Source organism: Vibrio sp. 10N.222.55.C7 (assembly GCF_041473335.1).
Lineage (GTDB): Bacteria > Pseudomonadota > Gammaproteobacteria > Enterobacterales > Vibrionaceae > Vibrio > Vibrio crassostreae_C.
The window spans coordinates 16,037-27,332 of the sequence record NZ_JBFRSC010000010.1 but is presented as its reverse complement, the minus strand read 5'-3'; the positions used below and the strand labels follow the sequence as shown (position 1 = coordinate 27,332).

Sequence of the window (11,296 nt, the reverse complement as noted above, 5' to 3'; positions counted from 1 at the left end):
GTTTTTTCTCACACTCCTAAGTCTAGATTGCTAAGGAGGGAGTGGATTCCATACATCACGTTAGTGTTTTTACTCATAGCTATCTTGTTAAAGAAAGTTTGTCCTATAAATAGTAATCTGAATAGTCGATTCGAACATTCTACAAGTTTACTCAAAACGTCCACAGGTTAACGGGGAGATTTCCGTCTTTTTGCGACTAGAGTGAACTTATAGTCACTGGATTTAAAGTAGTTGCGACTATATTCGAATACAGTGTCATCGTGTAGGTAGCTGCGAGTGCGCTTCTCAATGATCGGGTCGGCAGGACTGATGCCTAGCAACTCAGCAACATCGTTAGCCGGGAGGATGGGCACGATTTCCTGCTCACTTCTATCTATCACCAGTTTTTTCTGCTTCTCGATATAATCGTATTTCGAGCCTTGCATCACTTGATAGGTTAGATCCGGGAACATGTCGACTGGCATCCATGTCTCTTCAACGGTGATTGGGTTGTCATCGACAAAACGAACGCGTTTTACGTAAAAAATTCGAGCGCCTTCGTTGATGTCTAAGTGCTCTGCTAGTGTTAACGAGGCAGATTGAATTTCAAAGGCAATTACATCGCTATGAGTTATCCCACCTAAATGAGCCCATTTTTCCGCAAAGCTACTTTGTTGGTAGATATCGTAGTTAACCTTATTCTCTTTAACGTAGGTGCCACTACCCTGAATGCTCTCTAGCTCTTCATTTTCGATCAGAAGTTTAAGCGCCTGACGAACGGTTACTCGGCTGGCAGAAAACTCTTCGCACAGTTGAGCTTCTGTTGGCAGCGCCTCACCTACCTTGTAAATCTTACTGCTGATTTTTTCTCGAATGGCGTCAGCTATTTTGCGATACAGGGGCAGTCTTGCCATGTAAACCTCGAAAACAATACAAAAGAGATAGGTGACAACGACTTGTGATCACCTCTAGAGGCTTAATGATACGAATTAAAGCACTGAATACAAGAAATGGTTGTTGAGTGAGTGAGCTGATAATACAAAAAAACTCCAAGCGGGGGAGGCTTGGAGTTTTGGAGCATACTAAGTGAGGGTGAGTTAAGCTTTCGTTTCAGCTAACTTCTTTTCTTTTTGGTTTCCTATTACTTTTAATCCGATGGTTAGTGCCATTGACACTGCAATACCGATGACGAAGTAAGTCAGCCAAGCAACAGGGTTACCGATGACAGGTAGCATGAACACTGCGCCGCCAGCTACGGTACCAATAGTAATCTTAGAAGAAAGAATTAATGCAGCCGCTACACCACCACCAATCATATGAGCAGGGATGATACGCATTGGATCTTTTACAGCGTAAGGGATAGCACCTTCAGTGATACCACAGAAACCTAAGATAGCGGTTGAAGGGCCTGCCAAGCGATCTTCTTCATCGAAGAAACGTTTGAATACGACAGACATAATGCCTAATGACATACCAGGGATACATTTCGCAGCAGTAAAGGCAGCGTAAAAGATTGATGCATCACCAGCGAAGTCACCACTTGTACCAACACCGATACAGAATAGGTAAGCCGCTTTGTTTACCGGGCCGCCCATATCGAAACAAGCCATAGCACCGAGGATGAAACCAAGAATCAGTAGGTTGTTTGTGCCCATTGAGGTTAGCCAGTCAACCAAACCACTGTTAAGCATCGCGAAGAACTTACCAGGGCCCGCATACATAAAGATTAGTGTTGCGATACCCGCTAGTAGAGGTGTGATGATAATCATCTTCACTGACTCTAGTACTTTCGGTACTTTGATCTGGCGGACAAGCATAACAAATAACGCTGCTGCTGCACCGGCTACTAAGCCACCTAGGAAGCCGCCGGTCATGATAGAGATCTTACCGAATCCACCACCAACAGCGACGAAACCACCGACGAAACCAGGAGCTAGACCAGGTTTACCGACCATACCGTAAGCTGTAAATGCTGCAAGCACACAGATTAACAGTGGGTTAAATGCTTTTAACGTGCCGTAGTATAGGAAATGAATAATGCCTTGAAACGAAGACTCAAACTGCGCTTTGGCTTCTGGCTGTGCAATAGCTGCATAAACTTCTTTCTTAATTGCACCGATTTCACTGTTTGCTAACCCTTCAGCGGCGTTAATTATGCCAAGGTCTGCGTATGTTTTGCCCGTGTATTCAACCAGTATCGCTTCATCATAAAGGTGGGTGTAATCGTAGCCGAAGAATAGATTTAGAAGACCTACACAAAGACCACCGATTATAACAAGAGGAATGATGTGAGATACGCCTGAAAGAGCGCCCTTGTACCAAAGTTTCAAGAAACTAACGATCATATTGTCGTTGCTCTCTTCCTTCTCGGCAAACTTGTTGGTCGTCGTGGCTGCTTTCGCATTTGAGCCACCCGCTTTGACCTTCTCTTCGAGTGCATCAAGCATTTCATCAGCGGCTTTGATACCATCTTTAACCTTACCTTGCACAGACGTTAGCCCCTCGAAGCGCTCAGCTTCAATTACGCCTACGTCAACAGCGTAGATAATGCCATCGGCCTGCGCGATATCTTGTGCGGTTAGTTTTCCATCTAGTCCATTCGCACCTTGCTTCTCGACCTTTATTTCCCAACCGCGCGCGGCTGCTTTCTTTTCTAAATTTTTAGCCGCCATGTAGGTGTGCGCTACACCGGCTGTACATGCTGTAATCGCTAAGATTTTCATCTGATGTTCCTTTGCGTCGTCTCTCGTCATTTGAGCGACAAATAGGTCACTCAATGATTATATCCTTACTTAATTTGTTTTAATCATCTGTGATGATTCTCACAAGTTGTATTATTTGTATTTAATTTGTTTTTATTGTTCTAAGTATCAAAGTAATACAAAAAATGCACTATGACTATATACCATTGAAATATAATACTAAATAGCTACGAGGCGACATTAAGTAATAAAACCCTTATTTAAATAGAATAGCTTGTATTCGCCCTTTGGCGCTTAGAGGTGAGGGTAAATTTATAGTTGTTGGTCGTGAAATAGTTTCGGCTATATTCGAAGATGGTGTCATTTTCTAGGTATCCGCGAGTACGCTTTTCTATAACAGGTTCTGTAGGATTGACTCCAAGCAATGTCGCCACGTCACTTGGTGGAAGGACAGGCATGATTTCTTGCTCACTTCTATCTATCACCATCTTCTTTTGCTTTTCGATGTAGTCATATTTCTACCCTTGCATCACTTGGTAACTGAGGTCTGGGAACATAGTCGTTGGCATCCAAGTCTCTTCAACCGTAATGGCGGTCTCGTCCAGGAAACGTACTCTCTTGATGTAGAAAATGCGCTCGCCTTCATTGATATCCAAGTGTTCAGCCAGCGTTAATGAGGCGGCTTGTACCTCGAAAGATAAGACATCGCTGTGTGTTACTCCCTGCAAATGAGCCCATTTCTCAGCAAAGCTGCTCTGTTGGTAGATGTTGTAGTTTATTTTGCTCTCTTTTACATAGGTACCACTACCTTGAATACTTTCTAGCTCTTGTTGTTCGATTAGAAGTTTAAGCGCTTGGCGTATAGTTACGCGGCTGACAGAGAACTCTTCACGGAGTTGTGCTTCTGTCGGTAGTGCTTCACCAACCTTGTAAATACCGGTGCTAATCTTATCTCTAATGGCATCAGCGATTTGTCGGTACATGGGTAATCTTGTCGTCATATCCTAGCTAACCTCTTGCGTATTAACCTGTAGAACCACTCTAACAGGTCTTAGTGTGTGACCTTTGACTTGAATAATACGAATTCTACCCAGTTAAATAATGATAAAGAATACAAATATGGACCCTTAACTCCAATTTAATACATATCGTGATATTTGTGAGATCTGTATCATGGTTTATTTGTATTTGATTGGTATTATTGTTGTCACATAAACAGATAACCCAAAAGAACGTGAACACGGGGCTAAAACTATGAACCTTACAACGCTTACCAACTCATCACTGATTAATCTACAAACGACGTTCGAAAGTCGTGACGCTGCAATTGAAGCACTCGCTGAACAACTCGACCAACAAGGCAAACTGCACGACAAAGAAGAGTATTTAAAAGCTGTGTTTGCCCGTGAAGAGCATGGTGCAACGGCGCTAGGCGAAGGCCTTGCTGTTCCACATGGCAAAACCGACGCAGTGAAAGAAGCAGCATTTGCAGTCGCAACCCTAAAACAAGATTTGAAATGGCAGGGCATTGATGAAGAAGAGGATGTAAATCTGATCTTTCTAATTGCTATTCCTAATGCTGAAGCGGGCTCTACACACATGCAACTGCTGACCGAGCTGACAAGTACTTTGATTGATGATGAAGTTCGTGAAGCGGTACTTAGCGCGACAACTGTAGAACAAATTTTTGCACTTCTTAGCGATGAGGAAGAACAAATTGAACAGGCAGCCGAAGAATCTGCACCAGTAGTTGAAGAGAAGAAAGGGTTGTTTGGTTCTATTGCTTCAAAGTTATTTGGATAACTCAGCGTTTACTCAAAAGCCATTACTCATTTAAGTCGCACAGCACAGTCTTTACAGGTACAAAACAATGACTAAATCACGCGTTCATATTACCCCACACATGCACTGGGATCGCGAATGGTACTTCACCACTGAAGAGTCTCGTATTCTTCTGGTGAACAACATGGAAGAGATCATGCAACGTCTGGAGAGCGATCCAGAATACAAATACTATGTACTTGATGGTCAGACCGCTGTCCTTGAAGACTACTTTGCCATCAAGCCAGAAAATAAAGAGCGTGTACGTGACCTAGTTCAGGCGGGCAAACTTATTGTTGGCCCTTGGTACTCTCAAACTGACACTATGCAGGTTGGTGGTGAGTCAATCGTTCGTAACATGTTGTACGGCCTACGCGATTGTCTAGAGTTAGGTGAGCCAATGAAAATTGGTTACTTGCCAGACTCGTTCTCAATGAGCTCACAGTTGCCGATGATCTATAACGGATTTGATATCGATACAGCGATGTTCTGGCGTGGTTGCTCTGAGCGTCACGGTACCAACAAAACTGAGTTCTTATGGCAATCTAATGATGGTTCAGAAGTAGCTGCACAAGTACTGCCTCTTGGATATGCGATTGGTAAGTACCTACCTCAAGATGAAGAAGGGCTGCGTGCTCGCCTAGACAAATACTTCCCGGTGTTAGAAAAACCGTCAGTGACCAAAGATATCCTGCTGCCGAATGGTCACGATCAGATGCCAATCCAAAAAGACATCTTTGAGGTGATGGACAAGCTACGTGAGGTTTACCCAGAACGTGAGTTTGTGATGAGCCGCTTTGAAGAGGTGTTCGACCGCATCAAGCAAGAACGCGATCAATTAGACACAGTAAAAGGCGAGTTTAACGACGGCAAATACATGCGTGTGCACCGTACAATTTCGTCAACTCGTATGGATATCAAGCTGATCCACGCTCAGGTAGAGAATAAGATCGTCAACATCCTAGAACCTCTTGCTTCTATCGCTTGGTCACTAGGTTTTGAATATCACCATGGCTTGATTGAGAAAATGTGGAAAGAGAGCATGAAGAACCATGCCCATGACTCTATTGGCTGCTGCTGTTCAGACAAGGTGCATGCGGAGATCCTTAACCGTTACATCCTAGCCGACGATATGGCGAGCAATCTGATCACCTTTTACAAGCGTAAAATTGTTGACCACATGCCAGCGCGTGAAGGCTGCGACAAGCTAGCTTTCTTTAACCTATCGCCATACGAACGTGAAGAGGTGATCAACACCACCATCACTATTCGTGCAGAGCAGTTCAACATCTTCGATGATAACGGCAACTCAGTTGAGTACTTCATCCAAGATCAGCGAGTGATCGACCCAGGCAAGATTGACCGCCAGATTGTCCACTACGGTAACTATGACCCGTTTATTGAGTACGATATTCAGATTAAACAATCTGTACCTGCGATGGGCTTTGCTACCTTGCATATTCAAGGCAATGAACAAGGTGCTCAGAAGATTGCCGAGCAGAAAGATTACCTGCTAGAGAATGAGTTCTACACCATCAAAGTGAACGACAATGGCACCCTAACCATCTTGGACAAAGAAACCGAGATGACATACGACCAAGTGCTAAAAATTGAAGATGGTTCAGACGATGGCGATGAGTACGACTATTCGCCATCTCGCAAAGAGTGGCTGCTTTACTCAGATGAGTTTAAAGTCGAAACCGATATTAAACATGAAGGATTCCAATCGGTTGCTAGCATCAAACTGCGAATGGATGTACCAGCTAATCTGCAAGAGCGTGAAGAGCGCACAGGACAAAACGGCTATGTAGATGTCGATTGTCAAGTGGTACTTAAAGCCGGTTCACGCCGCATTGAAGTCCGTATGGAGCTAGATAATCAAGCAGACGATCATCGAGTACGTGTGCTTATCCCAACGCCATTTGTCTCTGAAAATGTGGTGGCAGATAACCAGTTTGGCCTTATCACTCGACCAACTAACGACCCTGCAATGGAAGTATGGGAGCAAGAAAGCTGGAAAGAAGCGCCAGTGCCTGTGTACCAGCTGATGAACTTTGCTGCGGTTGAAAACCAGACAGGTGGACTGGCATTGATGACCAATGGTCTGCGTGAGTTTGAATTCGTATCAAGCCAAGGCAATGAAGAACGCGATACCTTTGCTCTAACTCTACTGCGTGGGGTAGGAGTTCTAGGTAAAGAAGAGTTGTTGCTGCGTCCAGGACGTCCTTCAGGTATCAAGATCCCGACCCCAGACTCGCAAACTCGCGGCAAGTTGGTGTGTGAATTCAGCTTACTTGGTTTTGCTGGCAACCATATCGCGGCCAACGTTATGGCTAAAGCACGAGACTATGTAACGCCAATCGAGTGTTACAACAAGATCCCGTACAACGCAATGAAGCTAAACGTCGGTGAGCAAGACAAGCCGTTAACCTACTCGCTTCTTGCCAAAGAGCAGAAAGGAGCTGTTCTTAGTGTACTGAAGAAAGCGGAAGATGAAGATGCCTTAATTCTACGTGTCTACAACCCGGCTGAATCTGGACAGATTGAAGATGGTGTTACCTTCACTCAACCAGTGACTTCATGGCAAGAGACCAGCTTGGATGAGCGAGTACGTGATACCGAAGTCGCTAGCCAGAGCTTTGGTGCACTTAATGCGTGTCAGGCTAAATCATTCCAAGTGAAGTTTTAATCCTAGTTTTTAACCGTAGAAACCTCCGCTCTGATTCCAACTGGGCGGAGTTGGTGAACCGAGATGAAGATTGTAATTGCCCCCGATTCATTTAAAGAGTCTCTTAGTGCCAAGCAGGTATGCCAAAGCGTTGAAGCCGGTTTTGCACAAGTATTCCCAGAAGCGGAGTATGTGCATCTACCGCTGGCCGACGGCGGTGAGGGAACGGTCGATGTATTGATGCAAGGGTTAGATGGCATTGTGCAAACTACCCAAGTGATGAACCCACAAGGTGAGACCGTCGATGCACATTGGGCACTGCTTGATGACGGTAATACGGCATTGATAGAGATAGCTTCAGCATCGGGATTAGACCTAGTTTCGCCACAAGATCGCGATCCTGCCCTTGCAACTACCTATGGTACTGGTGAGTTGATCAAAGAGGCACTTGAGAAAGGTGTAAATAAAGTCCTGCTTGGTCTTGGAGGCAGCGCCACCAATGATGGTGGGGCTGGTATCGTCCAAGCATTGGGTGGCAAGTTGTTGGACGAGCAAGGCAATGAGATTGCCTTGGGTGGTACTGCTCTTTCTAACCTTTCTCGTATCGACTTAAGCAATATCCATCCTCGATGCCAACAGGTCGAGTTTGTGATCGCTTGTGATGTCAACAATCCATTAGTTGGTGAAAACGGCGCTAGCTATATCTTTGGTGCTCAAAAAGGGGCTTCCTCGGAACTGATTGATCAGCTTGATGACGCGTTGAATCATTTTGGAGAGGTCAGCAGCAATCTCACTGGAACAGATAACCGAACTACACTTGGCTTTGGCGCTGCTGGTGGCGCATCTCTTGGTTTATCACTGCTATTTGATATCCAAATCAAGCAAGGTATTGAGATGGTTTTAGACACCTTAAACGCAGACCAAGTGCTGCAGGGCACGGATCTGGTTATTACTGGCGAAGGCCAGATGGATAACCAAACCCTGCAAGGCAAGACCCCGTTTGGTATTGCTAAACGAGCCACGCTACAAGGTATTCCCGTGATTGGAATTGCAGGCTCATTGGGTAAAGAGATTGATGAACTCTACAACGTTGTCGATAGCACCTTTGGCACGGTTCGTTCACCACAACCACTAGAACAAGTTCTGACAGAGGCGGGCGATAATCTGACTCGCACGGCACGCAATATTGCCGCTACTTTGAAAGTCGGCGCACAGATTTTTGGAGAGAAGTAGTATGTCTCTATTTAAGCTTGATAACGTCATCCAAAACTATGCATGGGGTAGTAAAGACTCCATTCACAACCTATTTGGTATCAATAATCCAGAGCACAAGCCACAGGCAGAGATCTGGATGGGTGCTCACCCAAATGGCTGCTCTAGGCTCGATGGTACCGGAGAGCCTCTTGCTGAGGTAATTGAGCACAACAAGCAAGATATTCTTGGTGGCTACACCGCTGCACGTTTTGGGGAGTTGCCTTTCTTATTCAAAGTGCTTGCCGCAGAGATGCCACTCTCTATTCAGGTACACCCTAGTAAACATAAAGCGCAGCAAGGGTTTGAGCGAGAAAACCAACGAGGGATTCCGCTAGATGCCGCGCACAGAAACTATAAAGATTCCAACCATAAGCCTGAATTGGTTTACGCTTTAACCTTTTATAAAGCGATGAATGGATTTCGCCCAATTGCAGACATTATTACTTTGTTTAAAGAGGCCGACATTCCAAGTCTGGCGAAAGAAATTTCCGAGCTAGAAAAGCACGCAGATAGTGCAGCGCTAAAAGAGTTCTTTGCTGCGATTATGTCACTTGAAGGTGAACGTAAAAAGGTGGCACTGGCTGAACTTGGTGAGGCGCACAGACGTCCGGCTAAAACCATGATAGGGCGCGAGGCTCTGCAGTACAGTGCTGAGTTTAAGCGGCATTATCCTGGAGATATCGGCCTATTTTCTCCACTAATGCTTAATACTGTTGAATTAGCACCTGGCGAAGCAATGTTTTTGTACGCCGAAACCCCACATGCATATGTGCAGGGGACTGGTCTGGAGATAATGGCAAGTTCAGACAATGTTTTGCGCGCAGGGCTCACACCAAAACACATTGATGTAACTGAGTTAATAGATAACACCTCATTCGAACCGATTGAACCAGCGGAGATTCGGCTAAAACCAATATATAAAGAGAGTAATAAAGTGAGCTACCCGATCCCAGTTGATGACTTCTGCTTTGAAGTAATGACAGTCGAGATTACCAGCCAAGCACAGTTTGTTCGTAGCGCAGAAATACTGTTTTGTATTGAAGGTGAAGTTGCAATTTCAAGTCAAAATAATCACGTTGTGTTGAGAGCTGGTGAATCAGTATTCGTTAGCAGTAACTCAGTGAAATACGATTATCAAGGGCATGGGAGGATAGCCCGAGCATTCAATTAATTTTCATATGCTTGGAACCTTGATGTGGCCAAAGTAGACACTACTAATTAAACGGCTCCTGCAAACAATACTGAGTAATTGGCTGCCCGACGTGCTTTTTGTCTATTTTAAGACAAATCTCATTTAACTTACTTAAACTAATCCATTGCTCACTAAATTAGCAAATCGCGTAGCACACTTTTGTCCAGAAACTTCTCACGCACCATTTCGTAACTCAGAAATGCCCAGAACCTTCTTAAGGCTCAGAGATTCTGTGCGGAAAGGGATTAAAGTGAGTAACCGTGTATCGGGGGTCTTAGCCTGCATGGCTATTGCAGCACCGTTGGAAATACCTAACTGATGCCGTTGAAGAAGCTATTATACTTATGTTGAAATAGACTGAATTACTAGCTGGCGGTTGTAAGCAGGTTAAGTACGTTAGGATAAAGTATAGTTGCCTTAGCCTAAAAATTTATGCAGTAACTTATGAATTTGACACTTGGTTAAAAGTATTACCATAAGTATTACCGCTCTCTTTGCGAGTTTTTTTATGGATATATATCAGCATCTTAAATAAATAAGTCGGATTCCTCACTCACCGCCAAATTTAAGACCGCAGCAGTTCGCTGCGGTTTTTTTATGTCTAATTTTATCCTGCGACCTGTTATCACCAAGGAAGAGCAACAACAGGTGTGATGACCAGTCGAAGTTGATGCTCTATCCCAAACGCGTCAGGGCTTTCAATGTAGTTCCAGTATTGAAGACCAAACTTGATGGGTTTGCCACCAATGAGAGTCGTCTTAGCGAACCCAATACCAATAGGGAATGACAATTTATTTCCACTGCTCGCTTCGTGATTATAGCTCCAAGTTGGTTGCGCTTGAATTTGCCATCCATCGTCTAGATTCGCGGTATAGAAGTACTGTCCACCAGTAATACTCGCGTCGGCGTCATTGCTTCCGCCAGCGTTCCATTGATGGGTAATTAACGCCCCGATAACCCCCCAGCTTTGTACGTAGGCTAAGGCAAACTCTGGACCGAGTAAGAATTGATCGTTACCCAGTTCATCGCTTGTTGCGGTGGGCAGTGTACCCACTATCCCCCCCACGACAATCATGCCGCTCTCAAAGGTATGACCAACGGCCACATCAAAGCCGATATCACCGAGACCTGCATCTGAATTTTCAAATCTATCGCCCTTGTAATAGGGTTGGTCAAATATTAAAGGTATATTTGGTCTGATAAATAAGTTGGTTCGCTCTGCAATTGGCACAGGGAGAACAGGTTGAAAGCTCAAGCGATACCCGTTCTGACTGTTCGCTGAATTTAAGTCGCCTTGATAGTTCGTCCAATCCAAGTTAAAGGACATCGAGCCAAGCGTTGTGTTTGGGTTGGCTAGCTCTTTAGCTACCTCCTCTACATCTTGCCCCTCGTCGGCTAACACTACGATGGGAAGAGTGACAGCAAAGAAGAATATCGCGCTTAAACTTCGTAATTTAAGGTTTGGCATTTTTTTTCCCTGACGAAAACGTTGGTACATAAACGTTTAGCTATGAAGGATTATTTTGTCAAAGTTGCCTTTATAGAGAAGGGCAGCTCTGGAGCGGCAAAGTCAATAGCTGTGGGTGAGATGAGCGTAAAAGTGATTGTTTTTGAGTCACTTTCTCTTGTCACGTTAGATTTGTCTTATCAATGAGCAAAGATGAGGATCAGGTAGATAGC

Annotated in this window: 6 protein-coding genes and 2 pseudogenes; 4 read left to right on the top strand and 4 right to left on the bottom strand. The window is 44.6% G+C overall.

What is annotated here, in order from left to right; translation table 11 throughout:
• Nucleotides 1-167: 167 nt before the first annotated feature.
• The 3 genes and pseudogenes from AB4482_RS04075 to AB4482_RS04065 all read right to left on the bottom strand — a co-directional run bounded on the left by AB4482_RS04075 (nt 168) and on the right by AB4482_RS04065 (nt 3,664).
• On the bottom strand, nt 168-893 hold the full coding sequence (locus AB4482_RS04075; protein ID WP_102321452.1) for a GntR family transcriptional regulator: 726 nt from the start codon (nt 891-893) through the stop codon (nt 168-170).
• A gap of 183 nt (nt 894-1,076) precedes the next feature.
• Nucleotides 1,077-2,702, bottom strand: a complete 1,626-nt coding sequence (locus AB4482_RS04070; protein WP_198594332.1) for a PTS fructose transporter subunit IIC — start codon at nt 2,700-2,702, stop codon at nt 1,077-1,079.
• A gap of 239 nt (nt 2,703-2,941) precedes the next feature.
• Nucleotides 2,942-3,664 (bottom strand): annotated as a pseudogene (locus AB4482_RS04065) (GntR family transcriptional regulator).
• 271 nt (nt 3,665-3,935) lie between these two features.
• On the opposite strand from AB4482_RS04065, the pseudogene AB4482_RS04060 reads away from it, so the two are divergent.
• The 4 genes and pseudogenes from AB4482_RS04060 to manA form a co-directional block, all read left to right on the top strand.
• Nucleotides 3,936-4,433, top strand: a pseudogene (locus AB4482_RS04060) (fructose PTS transporter subunit IIA); the annotation flags it as partial.
• Between the two features lie 118 nt (nt 4,434-4,551).
• The gene (gene mngB, locus AB4482_RS04055) at nt 4,552-7,191 is read left to right on the top strand and encodes a mannosylglycerate hydrolase (RefSeq protein ID WP_136974899.1); all 2,640 of its coding nucleotides are present in this window, start codon (nt 4,552-4,554) and stop codon (nt 7,189-7,191) included.
• A gap of 63 nt (nt 7,192-7,254) precedes the next feature.
• A complete protein-coding gene (locus AB4482_RS04050) occupies nt 7,255-8,403 on the top strand; it encodes a glycerate kinase (protein WP_372121910.1) in 1,149 nt (382 codons plus the stop codon).
• A 1-nt stretch (nt 8,404) separates the two neighbouring features.
• Nucleotides 8,405-9,595 (top strand): mannose-6-phosphate isomerase, class I, encoded by a 1,191-nt coding sequence (gene manA / locus AB4482_RS04045; RefSeq protein WP_102321457.1) that lies wholly within the window; start codon nt 8,405-8,407, stop codon nt 9,593-9,595.
• A gap of 646 nt (nt 9,596-10,241) precedes the next feature.
• Here the strand turns inward: manA and AB4482_RS04040 are convergent.
• Nucleotides 10,242-11,084 (bottom strand): hypothetical protein, encoded by an 843-nt coding sequence (locus AB4482_RS04040; protein WP_017062424.1) that lies wholly within the window; start codon nt 11,082-11,084, stop codon nt 10,242-10,244.
• Nucleotides 11,085-11,296: the final 212 nt, after the last annotated feature.